13 protein-coding genes, 2 tRNA genes and 1 riboswitch are annotated in these 12,259 nt (G+C 75.9%); of the genes, 6 read left to right on the top strand and 9 right to left on the bottom strand.

Annotated features, from left to right (window positions below):
- Nucleotides 1–96 precede the first annotated feature (96 nt).
- On the bottom strand, nucleotides 97–387 hold the full coding sequence (locus tag QSK52_RS27385) for a YiaA/YiaB family inner membrane protein (RefSeq protein WP_285738839.1): 291 nt from the start codon (nucleotides 385–387) through the stop codon (nucleotides 97–99).
- A gap of 235 nt (nucleotides 388–622) precedes the next feature.
- Nucleotides 623–776: riboswitch (cyclic di-AMP (ydaO/yuaA leader) on the top strand.
- Nucleotides 777–786: 10 nt separating this feature from the next.
- Between QSK52_RS27385 and QSK52_RS27380 the strand changes: the two genes are divergently transcribed.
- On the top strand, nucleotides 787–1,656 hold the full coding sequence (locus QSK52_RS27380; RefSeq protein ID WP_285738838.1) for a M23 family metallopeptidase: 870 nt from the start codon (nucleotides 787–789) through the stop codon (nucleotides 1,654–1,656).
- 27 nt (nucleotides 1,657–1,683) lie between these two features.
- Here the strand turns inward: QSK52_RS27380 and QSK52_RS27375 are convergent, their stop codons facing one another.
- Nucleotides 1,684–2,472, bottom strand: a complete 789-nt coding sequence (locus QSK52_RS27375) for an SDR family oxidoreductase (protein WP_285738837.1) — start codon at nucleotides 2,470–2,472, stop codon at nucleotides 1,684–1,686.
- 173 nt (nucleotides 2,473–2,645) lie between these two features.
- Here QSK52_RS27375 and QSK52_RS27370 point away from each other — a divergent pair, with 173 nt between their 5' ends.
- Nucleotides 2,646–3,512, top strand: a complete 867-nt coding sequence (locus QSK52_RS27370) for a helix-turn-helix domain-containing protein (RefSeq protein ID WP_285738836.1) — start codon at nucleotides 2,646–2,648, stop codon at nucleotides 3,510–3,512.
- Here the strand turns inward: QSK52_RS27370 and QSK52_RS27365 are convergent.
- Both QSK52_RS27365 and QSK52_RS27360 read right to left on the bottom strand, forming a co-directional pair.
- Nucleotides 3,416–3,982, bottom strand: a complete 567-nt coding sequence (locus QSK52_RS27365; RefSeq protein WP_285738835.1) for a DUF3995 domain-containing protein — start codon at nucleotides 3,980–3,982, stop codon at nucleotides 3,416–3,418. The two genes, QSK52_RS27370 and QSK52_RS27365, sit on opposite strands and share 97 nt — an antisense overlap.
- A 116-nt stretch (nucleotides 3,983–4,098) precedes the next feature.
- Nucleotides 4,099–4,911: a hypothetical protein gene (locus QSK52_RS27360; RefSeq protein ID WP_285738834.1), complete on the bottom strand. Its 813-nt coding sequence runs from the start codon at nucleotides 4,909–4,911 to the stop codon at nucleotides 4,099–4,101.
- A gap of 50 nt (nucleotides 4,912–4,961) precedes the next feature.
- Here QSK52_RS27360 and QSK52_RS27355 point away from each other — a divergent pair, with 50 nt between their 5' ends.
- The 3 genes from QSK52_RS27355 to QSK52_RS27345 all read left to right on the top strand — a co-directional run bounded on the left by QSK52_RS27355 (nucleotide 4,962) and on the right by QSK52_RS27345 (nucleotide 7,305).
- Complete coding sequence (locus QSK52_RS27355) at nucleotides 4,962–5,549, top strand: GNAT family N-acetyltransferase (RefSeq protein WP_285738833.1); 588 nt, start codon at nucleotides 4,962–4,964, stop codon at nucleotides 5,547–5,549.
- A 118-nt stretch (nucleotides 5,550–5,667) separates the two neighbouring features.
- Nucleotides 5,668–6,366 carry a sensor domain-containing protein gene (locus tag QSK52_RS27350; protein WP_285738832.1) on the top strand — a complete coding sequence of 233 codons (699 nt, stop codon included), beginning with the start codon at nucleotides 5,668–5,670 and terminating at the stop codon, nucleotides 6,364–6,366.
- Between the two features lie 108 nt (nucleotides 6,367–6,474).
- Entirely contained in the window at nucleotides 6,475–7,305 is an 831-nt protein-coding gene (locus QSK52_RS27345; protein WP_285738831.1) for a class I SAM-dependent methyltransferase, read from the top strand.
- Nucleotides 7,306–7,584: 279 nt separating this feature from the next.
- Here QSK52_RS27345 and QSK52_RS27340 read toward each other — a convergent pair.
- The 3 genes from QSK52_RS27340 to QSK52_RS27330 all read right to left on the bottom strand — a co-directional run bounded on the left by QSK52_RS27340 (nucleotide 7,585) and on the right by QSK52_RS27330 (nucleotide 9,169).
- Nucleotides 7,585–7,658 (bottom strand) — tRNA-Met (locus tag QSK52_RS27340).
- A gap of 131 nt (nucleotides 7,659–7,789) precedes the next feature.
- Nucleotides 7,790–7,863: transfer RNA gene (locus tag QSK52_RS27335), tRNA-Met, on the bottom strand.
- A complete protein-coding gene (locus tag QSK52_RS27330; RefSeq protein WP_285738830.1) occupies nucleotides 7,841–9,169 on the bottom strand; it encodes a PrsW family intramembrane metalloprotease in 1,329 nt (442 codons plus the stop codon). Before QSK52_RS27330 ends, QSK52_RS27335 begins: the two co-directional genes overlap by 23 nt.
- Before the next feature lie 230 nt (nucleotides 9,170–9,399).
- Here QSK52_RS27330 and QSK52_RS27325 point away from each other — a divergent pair, with 230 nt between their 5' ends.
- Entirely contained in the window at nucleotides 9,400–9,912 is a 513-nt protein-coding gene (locus QSK52_RS27325) for a hypothetical protein (RefSeq protein ID WP_285738829.1), read from the top strand.
- Between the two features lie 26 nt (nucleotides 9,913–9,938).
- Here the strand turns inward: QSK52_RS27325 and trmB are convergent, their stop codons facing one another.
- Both trmB and lhgO read right to left on the bottom strand, forming a co-directional pair.
- Nucleotides 9,939–10,769 carry a tRNA (guanosine(46)-N7)-methyltransferase TrmB gene (gene trmB / locus QSK52_RS27320; RefSeq protein WP_435053388.1) on the bottom strand — a complete coding sequence of 277 codons (831 nt, stop codon included), beginning with the start codon at nucleotides 10,767–10,769 and terminating at the stop codon, nucleotides 9,939–9,941.
- A gap of 180 nt (nucleotides 10,770–10,949) precedes the next feature.
- Nucleotides 10,950–12,182 carry an L-2-hydroxyglutarate oxidase gene (lhgO, locus tag QSK52_RS27315; protein WP_285738828.1) on the bottom strand — a complete coding sequence of 411 codons (1,233 nt, stop codon included), beginning with the start codon at nucleotides 12,180–12,182 and terminating at the stop codon, nucleotides 10,950–10,952.
- Between the last annotated feature and the right edge of the window lie 77 nt (nucleotides 12,183–12,259).

Here is a 12,259-nt window from a genome sequence, read left to right as displayed (position 1 = left end):
TAATAGCCTTAGCCGTCAAGCCCCGGCCGACCCCGATGTCCGGCCGACCCCGGACGCCCGGCCCGCCCCGATGCCCGGCCCGCCCCCGGCGCCCGCTCAGATCCCGTCCACCTTGAACGGGTCGTGCTCGGAGAGCAGCTTCTCCAGCCGGGCCTGGTCGACCCGGCTGGTGATCGCACCCTCCTCCTGGCGGTCGCGGATCACCTTGGCCAGCGTGAACGCGGAGGTGATCTCGTAGAGCAGGCCGACGGCGAGGAAGGCGCGCATCCAGGCGCTGACCGGCAGGTAGGCGATCCCGAGGACCAGGGCGACCGTGGCGAACGCGAAGGACGCGACGGCCTGCAGGAAGTAGGCGGAGGTGGTGCGGTGCGGCACGGTGGCTGTCATGGGCCCAGGGTCCCGCCGGGCCGCGGTGGGGTCGTGAGTACGGATACTCAACCGCCCCGTCACGTTCCGTCATGGCCGGATCCGGGCGGCTTGGCGAACCGTCACAAATCGCCCATAGGGCGTCAGGAAAGTTTCACTGCACCTCGGTAGGCGCTTGGAATCATGGGGTCCATAGGATTAACGTTTGATAACGCAGCGCGGTCGGCAACGCCGTAACCATGCGGCACCGTGCGCCACGCCTAATCCACCGGATCCGCCCCCGCGGCGGGTCCAGGAGCCGGGGAACCACGTTCCACCGGGGTGAATCGGGACGGCCCTGGGCCCGACCGTAGGAGACCTTCCACCTCCGAACCCGTCAGCTAACCCGGTCGGCGGCAGGGAAGGAAGGAGCGCGCCCCCGTGGCGTCGACCCACACCGAGAGCACCGTCGGGACCCAGTTGCTCGACCACCCGGTCGAGGCCGAGCCCCTCCGGCACCGGCTGCCCCGCCAGGCCCGCACCGGCGCCCCCCTGCTGGGCGTCACCGCGATGACCGCCGCGCTCGGCGCCACCGGCCTCACCGCCGCCCCCGCCCGGGCCGCCGCCCCGGTCCCCGCCCCGGCCCCCGTCACCGCCGCCGACGCGGCCCCCGACGGGCAGCACGCCGCCGACCCCGGGCTCGCCCTCGCCGCCCGCATCCTGCAGCAGGCCGACGGGCAGCGCACCGCCACCGAGGAGTCCGCCCGGCTCGCCGCCGCGCAGGAGGCCGAGGCCAAGCACGCCGACCGCCGGGCCGGGGCCGGGGCCGCCGCCGACGGGAGCGCTCCCGACGGGAGCGCCGTCACCGGGAGCGCCGTCACCGGAAGCGCCGTCACCGGGAGCGCCACCGACCGCTCCGCGCCCGCCCTGCCGGTCGCCGACTACCGGCTGACCGAGCAGTACGCCCCGGCCGGCGCGCACTGGGCCCACCTGCACACCGGGCTGGACTTCGCGGCCCGCACCGGCGCCCCCGTCACCGCCGTCACCGGCGGCACCGTCACCGCCGCGGGCTGGTCCGGCACCCACGGCTACCGCGTCATCCAGACCCTCCCCGACGGCACCGAGGTCTGGTACTGCCACCTCTCCCGGATCGCCACCGCCTCCGGCCCGGTCGCCCCCGGCACCGTCCTCGGCGCGGTCGGCAGCACCGGCAGCGCCACCGCCCCGCACCTCCACCTGGAGGTCCGCCCGGCGGGCGGCGCCCCCGTCGACCCGCTGCCCTGGCTCCACCACCTCGGCCTCCGGCCGTAACCCGCCGGGGGCGGGGCCGCGGCGGCCTCAGCTCGCCTGGCCGGTCGGCATGACGGTGACCTGCTGGAGGTTGACCCGCGGCGGCAGGGCGGCCAGGAAGCCGACCGTCCGGGCGATGTCGCCGGGGACGAGCCACTCCATCGTCTCCCTGGACCCGGCCAGCCAGTCCAGCGCCCCCTGGTCGGTCACGTGGTCCTGGAGCTCCGTCCCGACGATGCCGGGCTCGATCGTCGAGACGCGGACGTGCTTCGCGCCCAGCTCGGCCCGCAGGTGGCGCGAGAGGTGGGTGACGTAGGCCTTGGTCGCGGAGTAGACGGCGAAGGTCGGGAAGATGTTCTGCGCCGCGATCGACGAGGTGTTGACCAGGTCGGCGACGCCGCGCTCGGCCGCGGCCGCGACCAGCTGCGGGGTGAACGCCCCGATGACGTTCATCAGGCCGGAGACGTTGAGGTCGATCTGCCGCTGCCACTGGTCCACGGCCAGCTCCTCGACCGGCGCCGGGAGCATCACCCCCGCGTTGTTGAACAGCAGGTCGGCGCCGCCCAGTTCGGCGGCGACCCGGTCGGCGGCCGCCCGCACCGCGGCCCGGTCGGTGACGTCGGTGGCGATCGCCACGGCGGTGCCGCCGGAGCGCTCGATCCGGGCGGCCAGCTCGGTCAGCCGCTCGGCGCGGCGGGCCAGCAGGACGACGCGGGCGCCGAGCCCGGCGAGCTCCTCGGCGGTGGCCTCGCCGATGCCGCTGGAGGCGCCGGTGACCACGGCGGTGCGGCCGGCCAGGGGCTGCGGGGCGGGAGAGGTGACGGTGTGCGTGGACATGGTGCGCCTTCCTTGCAGGACGGGGGAGTTGCGGCGCCGGAGGTTCCGGCCGCTGTTCCAGCACACCAGCTCGGCGGGCCCGCGGACGGCCCGGAGCGGACCCTGCGCCGACTGGTACCGCCAGGGCCACCCAGGGCCCGCCGGAGCGCCCCCGCAGCCCGCACACTTGGTCCATGGAACGCAGCAGGGAAATCGCCGACTTCCTCCGCACCCGGCGCGCCGCGGTCGCCCCCGAGCTGGCCGGGCTGCCCGCGGACGGCCGCGCGCGGCGGGTGCCCGGCCTGCGCCGCGACGAGGTGGCCCGGCTGGCCGGGGTCAGCACCGAGTACTACACCCGCCTCGAACAGGGCCGGGCCGGACGCCCGTCCACCGAGGTGGTCCAGGCGCTGGCCCGCGCCCTGCGGCTCGACCCCTCGGAGCGCGAGCACCTCGCCGACCTGCTGCTCCCCGCCGAGCACGCGGCCCGCCGCGCCCCGGAACGGCCGCAACGGGTCAGGCCGGGGCTGCACCTGATGCTGGAGACCCTCGCGCACGTCCCGGCGTTCGTCATCGGTCGGCGCACCGACGTCCTGGCCGCCAACCGGCTGGCCCGGGAGGTCCTCGTCGACTTCGACGCGCTCCCGGCCACCCGCCGCAACCTGGCCCGCTACTACCTGCTCGACCCGCAGGCCCGCGACCGGGTCGGCGACTGGGCGACGATCGCCGCCGAGACCGTGGCCATGCTCCGGCTGGAGGCCGGCCGGCACCCCGACGACCGCAGGCTCGCCGAGCTGATCGGCGAACTCACCCTGCGCTGCCCGGAGTTCCCCGCCTGGTGGAGCGACCACCGGGTGCTCCGCCGCACCCACGGCGCCAAGCACTACGTCCACCCCCTGGTCGGCGACCTGCACTTCTCCTACGAGTCCTTCCAGGCCCCCGGCGACCCGGACCAGACGCTGTGCGTCTACTCCGTGGAACCCGGCTCCTCCACCGCCGACGCCCTGCGCCTGCTGGCCGGCTGGACCGCCCCGGCAGCCCCGGCAGCCCCGACCGCGACCTGACGCCGGGCCGCCCCCGGCCCCCGCCGGGCCGCCCGGCCGAACGCGGCCAGCGCGAACAGCAGGCCGCCCGCGAGGAAGAACGGCTCGTACAGGAAGGTCGCGAAGCAGGTCATTGCGTCCAGGTCGGCGGCCGACCGCCGGCCGAGGGCCAGGGCCGCCCAGTCCGGCACCGACGGGGCGGCGTGGACGATCAGCAGCAGGGCGGTGGCCCGGGCGGCGAGCAGCAGGCGGCGCCGCGGTATTCGGGCGCCCCACGGGCTGACCAGGGCCAGGGCCGTCGCGGCCGCCGCCGCGCACAGCGGCACCGCGGCGACGTCGACGACCAGCAGCGGGGTGTTGTCCAGCACGGACAGCTCGTCGGGCAGGCCGACCCGGCCGCCCAGCAGCCAGTACAGGTGCACCAGCGCGAACAGGGCGGACCAGGCCGCGGCGGCGCGGGCGGCGAGGACGGGGAGCGGCGATCGGGTCATGGCGCAAGCCTGCCCCGGGCGAACGGACCCGGGGATCCTCCGTACGGCCACGGTTGACGGACCGTCAGGACGACTGCGGGGTCGTCCGATCGGACGACCCCGCCGTCCGGGAACCCTCAGTACTCCTCGGGGGCCAGCTCCGGGAACTCCTCCAGGAGCAGCCGCGGCAGCCCCGGGACGGTCCACTCCCCGCACAGGTCGATCGCGGCCTGCGCCACCGCCTCCTCGAACTCCTCGAAGCCGCCGGAGAGTTCGACGGGCATCGGCAGGCCGCGGGCGGACCGCTCGGCCAGGTTGCGGTAGCTGCGCCGCATCAGGCCCTGCTCCAGCAGCCGCCGCGCCCCGTCCGTGGAGACCCCGACCAGCAGCGGCCGCCCCGGCTGGTCCCAGTTGCCGTCCCCGTCCAGGCCCGGAACCCGGTCGAAGGCGGCGTGCCGCTCCTCCTCGGACCGTTCGCGGAACGCCGCCAGCCACTCCCGGACCGGGCCGGGGTCGTCGACCGGCACCCCGTCCGCGCGCAGCAGCAGCGCGTACAGCCGGGGCCAGGTCACCAGGTCGGCGCGGCGCAGCAGGGAGAGCAGCACCTCGCCCTGCCAGTCGGTCTCGGCGCGGAGCTTCTCGGCGCGCTTGGCGTTCAGCCGCCGGGCGGCCCGCTGCCACGCGATCAGCATCCGCACCGCCGCGGGGTAGGCCGCCGGGTCGCCGTCCGGCTGGACGTACAGGTGCAGCTGCTCGTACAGCAGGCGCTCCAGCACGGGGGAGGACAGCTCGGGCAGGCCGTCGTGCAGCCGGGCCCCGCCCAGCTCCAGCAGCGTCAGGACCGTCCGCACCGCCGCCTCGGGCACCGGGTCGTGGCCCTCCGCGACCGCCCAGTCCAGCAGGTCGGCGGCGCGGGTGCGGGGCAGCAGGTGCAGGTCTTCGTCGTCCACCCCGGTACGGTAGCCGGTCCCCGGAGGGGCGCCCGGTAGGGTCGGCGGTCATGGAGACCCTCCGGCTCGTCGGCCCCCGGCTCACCCTGCGGGAGTACCGGCACACCCCGGAGGAGGTGGCCGCCCTGCACGCCGTGCACGGCGACCCCGAGACCGTCCGCCACCTCCCGTTCGGCGCCCGGGACTTCGAGGACTGCGCGGACCAGGTCGAGCTGTACCTCGAAGCCGCCGAGGAGGACCCCCGCACGCACTACCGGCTGGCCGTCGACGACCCCGCGGGCGACCCGATCGGGCAGGCCGCGCTCACCCGCGAGGGCGAGCACGCCGCCTGGCTCGGCTGCGTCCTGCGCCGCGACACCTGGGGCCGCGGCCACGCCGCCGAGGTGACCGCGTTGCTGTGCGGGTTCGGCTTCGGGGTGCTGGGCCTGCACCGGCTGGCGGCCCGCTGCGACCCCGCCAACACCGCCTCGGTCAGGGTCCTGACCAGGGCGGGGTTCCGCTACGAGGGCCGGGTCCGGGCCGACTCGCACCGGGACGGCGTCTGGCACGACGCGCTCCAGTACTCGCTGCTGGCCCCCGAGTGGACCGGCCCGCCGTGGGCGGCGGGGGAGCGGGCTCCAGGACGGGAGGGGGGTTAACCCCACCACGAAGTCGGCGGCAGGCTCCATTACGCCGACCCGGTCGGGACGGGCAGATTGGTACCCGTGCCCGGCACCGCCGACCGGCGGCGCCGCCCGACGAACCGAAGGACCGCGGATGTCCACCGCTGCGTACCCCGCCTCCGACCTCGGCGGCCACCACGACCGGCCCGGGTTCTGGCGCGCCCCCTTCTCCCCGCAGACCTTCCGGGAGTTCGGCTACGCGCTGACCGGCCTGCCGATGGCCGTGCTCGGCTTCTGCCTGGTCGTCCCGCTGTTCAGCGCCGGGCTCGGCCTCGTCGTCACCGCCCTCGGCCTGCCCGTCCTCGCCCTGCTGCTGACCGTCGCCCGCGGCCTCGGCGCCGCCGAGCGGCTGCGGATCCGCACCCTGTTCGGGGAGGAGCTGCCCGCCCCGCGGGCGCTGACCGTCCGCCGGGAGGGCGCGTGGGGCCGGATCACCGCCCGGCTGGCCGACCCGGCCGGCTGGAAGGCCGTCCTGCACCAGGTCGTCATGTTCCCCTGGGCGATCGTCAGCTTCGCCGTCTCCGTCACCTTCTTCGCCCTCGGCTGGGCGCTCGCCCTGTTCCCGCTCTACCAGTGGGTCTTCGCCCGCTACACCTCCTGGGACGGCTACCGGGTCGCCGACTGGACCGGCTCGGACGGCGTCCACCACGTCTACGAGATCAACTCGGTCCCGCAGATCGCCGGCGTCTGCCTGCTCGGCCTGGCCGTCCTCTTCCTCACCCCGCAGCTGATCCGCGGCCTCACCGGCGTCAACCGCTTCGCCGCCCGCGCCCTGCTCTCCACCGACGACTGATCCCCCTCCGCACCCGGCACCGCTGGACGTGCGACACCCCCGGGCCCGTGGTCGGATGACCACGGGCCCGGGCCGCACCCCGGGCCCGCCGAACGTCCGGAGGCCCGCATGCACCCGACCGCCCCGCCCCGGCCCCAGGCCGCCCCGCCGGTCCTGGTCACCTCCCGGCCGCTCGACGAGTACTGCGCCTCCTTCGGCCTCACCCGCGCCCAGCTCGGCCACCTGCCCGGCCCCGTCCTCGACTGCCCCGGCGGCGCCGCCGCCCTCGCCGCCGAGGCCCGCGCCCTCGGCTGCGAGGTGCTCGCCGCCGACCCCGGCTACGCGCTCGGCCCGGGCCGCCTCGCCGCGCTCGCCGCCGACGGCCGCGCCGTCATGGCCGACGCCATCCGGCGCGACCCCCGCCGCCACCTGCCCGCCGACCGCAGGCACCGCCCCGAGAAGTACCTGCGCAGCTGGGACCGCGCCCGCCGCCTGTTCGCCGCCGACGCCACCACCCACCCCGAGCGCTACGTCGCCGCCGCGCTGCCCCGCCTCCCGTTCGCCGACGGCACCTTCGCGCTCACCCTCAGCTCCTACCTGCTGTTCGCCTACCCGGCCGTCTTCGGCCCCGCGGAGCAGCTCCGCGCCCTGCGCGAACTCGCCCGGGTCACCGCCCCCGGCGGCGAGGTCCGGGTCCACCCGCTGTACGACGAACGCGGCCGCCCCTGCCCCCACCTCACCGAGCTGCGCGCCGCGCTCCGCCACCACGGCGTCACCAGCCGCGTCCTGGCCACCCCCGGGACGGGTCGCCGCACCGCCCGCGTCCTGGTGCTGCGCCCGCGGGCCCCCCGCGGCGCACGCGGCGGGCACCGCGCGCCCGGGAACGCAGACGGCCCGCGGGCTGCTCCTCGGGCCGCCCCCGGAGGGACGGCGACCGAGGCACCGGGGATGTACCGGTGAGCCCACGGGCCGGGTGACTGCTGGGAATTCGCCTGAGCCGGAGACCGAACGGCCTCACCGCTGCACAGGCAGGGGCGGCTCTAGCGAGCAGCCACCTCACGCATCCTGAAAGAACTCAACTCAGGATCACCTCCTTTCAGTGTGCCGCCACCATAGGCACCGTCCCCCGCGACGGGCAACGGATTTATTCGACGGATCCGCGGCGGGCCGGTACGGCGGCCCGCGGCCGGGTACGGCGAAGGCCCGGAGGCGGTGCCTCCGGGCCTTCGTGCCACTGAGTAGCGGGGACAGGATTTGAACCTGCGACCTCTGGGTTATGAGCCCAGCGAGCTACCGAGCTGCTCCACCCCGCGTCGGTGAACACCACCCTACCCCACCGCGAGGGCACCGGTGTCCCGATGATCACCGGCACCCCGGAGGCCGATCCGCGGCCGGGTACGGCGAAGGCCCGGAAGCGATGCTTCCGGGCCTTCGTGCCACTGAGTAGCGGGGACAGGATTTGAACCTGCGACCTCTGGGTTATGAGCCCAGCGAGCTACCGAGCTGCTCCACCCCGCGTCGGTGAACACGACTCTACGTGAGGCCCGCGGGAAAGGGAAATCCATTTCCCGCCCGGGCGTCCGCGCAGCTCAGGACCCGCCCCCGGAGCGGTCGGCTGCCGGGTGCGGCGGGTCCGCGCCCACACCGCGAAGCACACCAGTGCGGCGAAGCACGGCACCATCACCAGCCCGTACACCAGCAGGAAGCCGTCCGTGCCCAGCCCGGCGGCCGCGTTCCACACCCCGTGCAGGCCCATCGCCAGCAGCAGGCCCAGCGGTGCGCCCGACCGGGCGAGCCAACGCCGGGCGGTGGTCAGGGTGAGGGCCAGGCCCAGCCCGGTCAGCGCGGTGAACAGCGGGTGCGCGAACGGCGAGAGCAGCGCCCGCAGGACGAAGGTGTGCACCGTCCCGTCGAAGTCCCGCAGGCTCGGGGTCTCGCCCAGGCCGATCGCGTCCAGCCGGGCCTGCCGGTCCGCGGTGAACGCCCGCCCCAGGTACAGCGCGTTCTCGGTGAACGCGAACCCGCAGGCCGTCACCCCGCCCAGCACCATCCCCGCCGTCAGGGTGCGCGGGGAGGAGCGGGCCCGGCGGCGGCCCGCCGGGGCCGGACGGAAGTGGGCCGGGCCGCCGGTGCCGGGCCGGTGCCGCAGCAGGCGGCACCGGCGGCCGCACGGGCGGCCCGCCCGGCAGCGGTGCCGCCGCAGCGGCAGCAGCAGCACCAGCAGCGCCGAGCCCTTCGCCACCTCCTCGATCAGCGGCGTCGCGAACTCCGCGCCCAGGGTCTCCCCGCGGGCGCCCCGGTGGGCGACCAGGAAGTCGCTGGCCCACCCGTTCGCCAGGATCGCCACCGTGGTCGCGGCGCACGCCCCCCAGGCCAGGCAGAACAGCAGGTGCCGCACCGGCACCCGCGCCGTCCGGTTCAACCAGGCCAGCGACCCCAGCACGAACGGCAGCGGCAGCAGAGCCAGGCCCGACCCCACCAGCAGCCCCGTCGTCCCGGTCTGCCGCTGCACCAGGCGCAGGATCAGCACCCCCGAACCCGCCAGCGCCAACGCCGCCACCGCCGAGGACAGCGCCGGGCGCCGCAACGGCCACACCCGCCGCCACAGCGGCACCGCGGCCGCCCGGCCCGCGACCGGGCCGCCCTGCTGCCCCGGGATCCGCCCGCTCAGCACCCGCCGCCCCGGCGGACGGCCCGGGAGCAGCCCGCCGGACCGGCGCGCGGACGGTTCCGGGAGCGGCCGGGGACCGTCGGGGGGCGTCGGGGGAACGGCGGCCGTGGCGGGCAGGCCGGGGGTGGACCTGCCGCTGGGCGGACTGCTCACCTGCAGCAGCGTAGGGGAAGCCCTCCCTCCGGCGGGAGGGGTCGGAACAATCCGTACCCGCCGGGTGACCTTTCGTCAGCGAAACGGAACCCCGCCCACCGCCTCCGTGACATCTGTCACCGCGGGTCGGTGACGCCCGTTCCTGGGCCGTGACCGGGGTCGGCGGGCAGAGTGGTGACAGCCGCCGGGGGAGGCACCGGGGCGACGGAGAACGACACGGGGGAGAGACCATGAACGGCACCGCGACCAGGACGTCCGCCGAGCAGGCCGAGCAGGTCCAGCAGGCCGGGCAGGTCGGGCAGGCCGGGCAGGTCGAGCAGCAGCCGGTGCCGGCGGCAGTGCTGCCGAGCGTCGCGGAGATGCGCCTGCCGGTCTGGTTCTTCGGCTTCGAGGGCGTCCTGGCCGGGGCCTTCGACCTGCTCCGCGCCGCCCCCTCGGCCTGGCCCGCGCTGGTCGCCCTGGCGGTCGTCAACCTCGGCGTCTCGCTGACCATGATGCGCAGCCGCCTCAAGCTCGCCAAGCTGCTGTGGCGCGGCAAGGGCACCCGCAAGGTGGCCCTCGGCCTGGTCGGGCTGCGACTGGGCAGCCACCTGGTGCTCGGCCTGCTCGGCGCCGCGGTGACCGGCGCGCTCGGACACGTCCTGTTCGCGCTGGTGATGAGCACGGTGACGGTCGCCCTGCTCGTCCACGTGCAGCGGACGTCGCTCGCCGCGCTGGTCGCCGCGGGCAAGGCCACCGCCTGACCGCCGCCCGGCCCGGGAGGGGAGGGTCAGCGGCGGCGGAACAGCAGGTCGTGCACCACGTGGCCCTTGGCCAGGCCCGCCCGCTCGAACTTGGTCACCGGACGCCACTCGGGCCGCGGCGCGTACCCGGGCACGCTGCCCGCCGGGTGCTCCGCCGGGTCCAGCCAGCCCGAACCGTCGCCCTCCGGGTGCAGGTTCTCCAGCTCCGGCGAGGACTCCAGCACCTGCAGCATCTGCTCCGCGTACGGCTCCCAGTCGGTCGCGCAGTGCACCAGCGCGCCGGGGGCCAGCCGGGGCAGCACCAGGTCCAGGAACGAGGACTGGATCAGGCGGCGCTTGTGGTGCTTCGGCTTCGGCCACGGGTCCGGGAAGAACACCCGCAGGCCCGCCAGCGAGGCGTCCGGCAGCATGTCGCGCAGCAGGATCACCGCGTCGCCCGCCGCCAGCCGGACGTTCTCCGAACCGTCCCGCTCCAGGAACTGCAGCAGGTTGCCGTGGCCCGGGGTGTGGACGTCCGCCGCGAGGATCCCCGCGGACGGGTCCGCGGCGGCCATCGCGGCCGTGGTGTCACCCATCCCGAAGCCGATCTCCAGCGTCACCGGCCGTCCCTCGAACAGCACCGGCAGGTCCAGCGGGGTCCCGTCGATCGCCAGCCCGTACCGCTCCCAGCCGCGGTCCAGCGCGCCCGCCTGCGCCTTGGTCATCCGACCACGGCGCGGCTGGAAGCTGCGGATCCGCTGCTCGCGGTGCTGGGCCTCGGTGGCCTTGTGCGGGTACATCGGCGCGGGGTACGCCGCCGGGGCGGCGGAGAGCCGGGCCGACGCGGACAACTGGGTGCTGGGGGCGGAGGAGGTCACAATCGCACCAGTCTAAGGGAGGCCAGGAGCGGGCCCCGGAGGGCGAGACCAGGGACGCGGGGAACCGCGCGGCCAACTGCCGACCGCCAGCAGGATCGCGACGCAGGATGATCACTTGCACTGTCCCGCGATCTTGCTGACGTCCTCCTCCCGCAGCGCGCAGTTCCCCGCCCCCTGGTTTCACCCCGCTCGCAGGGCCGCCACCGCCCGGCGGGCGACCTCGCGGCCGATGCCGAGGGAGGCCGTCGCCGCCGGGGAGGGGGCGTTGAGGACGTGGACCACCCGGCGGGGGGAGCGGGGGTCGTCGGGGTCGAACCCGGCGAAGGCGAAGTCGTCGAGGAGGGTGCCGTCGCGGGCGACCGCCTGGGCCCGGACGCCCGCGGTGGCGGGGACGAGGTCGGCCTCGGTGACGCCGGGCAGCAGGCGGCGGACGGCGGCGGTGAAGGCGCGCTTGGAGAGCGAGCGGTGCAGTTCGCCGATCTCGTAGCGCCAGTGCCGGCGGGCGATCCGCCAGGTGCCGGGGAAGCGCACCGTCTCGGCGAGGTCGCGGGCCCTGAGGGTGCGCCAGTCGTAGCCCTCGCGGGCCAGCGCCGGGACCGCGTTCGGTCCGACGTGGACGTCGCCGTGGACGCCCCGGGTGAGGTGCACGCCGAGGAAGGGGAAGGCCGGGTCGGGGACGGGGTAGACCAGGCCGCGCACCAACCCCCGTCGTTCGGGCGTCAGTTCGTAGTACTCGCCGCGGAACGGCACGATCCGCACCCCGGGGTCGTCACCGGCCAGCCGGGCGATCCGGTCGCTGTGCAGCCCGGCGCAGTTGACCAGCACCGCGCAGCGGACCTCGCCGTGCGGGGTGGTGACGGTGACGCCGTCCGCGCGCCGGGCGATGCCCAGGACGGGCGTGTTCAGGCGCAGTTCGGCCCCGGCCTCGCCCGCGAGGGCGGCGTAGCGGCGGGCCACCTCGGGGTAGTCGCAGATGCCGGTGGTGGCGAGGTGGAGCCCGGCGATGCCGGTGACCTCCGGTTCGTGCGCCCGGATGCCGGCCGGGTCGAGCTCGGTGAGCGGGATGCCGTTGGCCCGGCCGCGTTCGGCGAGGGCGGCGAGGCGGGGGAGTTCGGCGGGGTCGGTGGCGACGATCAGCTTGCCGGTGACCTCGTGGGCGATGCCCTGCTCGCGGCAGAACCCGACCATCTCGCGGGCCCCGTCGGTGGCGTACCGGGCCTTGAGCGAGCCGGGGCGGTAGTAGACGCCGCTGTGGATCACCCCGCTGTTGCGGCCGGTCTGGTGGGTGGCGGGCGCGGCCTCCTTCTCCAGCACGAGGACGCCGGTGCCGGGGTGCTCGCGGGTGAGCGCGTACGCGGTGGACAGGCCGACGATGCCGCCGCCGACCACCAGGACCTGGACGTCGTGCCTCAACCCCGCCACCCCTCAGCTCGGAAGACCGCTCCGATGGTGCCACGGCCCGTCCGCCCGGCGGAGGGCTTCGGGAAGGA

Source organism: Kitasatospora phosalacinea (assembly GCF_030268885.1).
GTDB lineage: Bacteria > Actinomycetota > Actinomycetes > Streptomycetales > Streptomycetaceae > Kitasatospora > Kitasatospora phosalacinea_C.
This window is presented reverse-complemented; position numbering and strand designations above follow the sequence as displayed.

Coding starts and splice junctions, on each gene's coding strand:
- QSK52_RS27325 (WP_285738829.1), top strand. CDS start 9,400: ATGAACGGCACCGCGACCAGGACGTCCGCCGAGCAGGCCGAGCAGGTC.
- QSK52_RS27350 (WP_285738832.1), top strand. CDS start 5,668: ATGTCCACCGCTGCGTACCCCGCCTCCGACCTCGGCGGCCACCACGAC.
- QSK52_RS27355 (WP_285738833.1), top strand. CDS start 4,962: ATGGAGACCCTCCGGCTCGTCGGCCCCCGGCTCACCCTGCGGGAGTAC.
- QSK52_RS27345 (WP_285738831.1), top strand. CDS start 6,475: ATGCACCCGACCGCCCCGCCCCGGCCCCAGGCCGCCCCGCCGGTCCTG.
- QSK52_RS27375 (WP_285738837.1), bottom strand. CDS start 2,472: ATGTCCACGCACACCGTCACCTCTCCCGCCCCGCAGCCCCTGGCCGGC.
- QSK52_RS27365 (WP_285738835.1), bottom strand. CDS start 3,982: ATGACCCGATCGCCGCTCCCCGTCCTCGCCGCCCGCGCCGCCGCGGCC.
- QSK52_RS27370 (WP_285738836.1), top strand. CDS start 2,646: ATGGAACGCAGCAGGGAAATCGCCGACTTCCTCCGCACCCGGCGCGCC.
- QSK52_RS27385 (WP_285738839.1), bottom strand. CDS start 387: ATGACAGCCACCGTGCCGCACCGCACCACCTCCGCCTACTTCCTGCAG.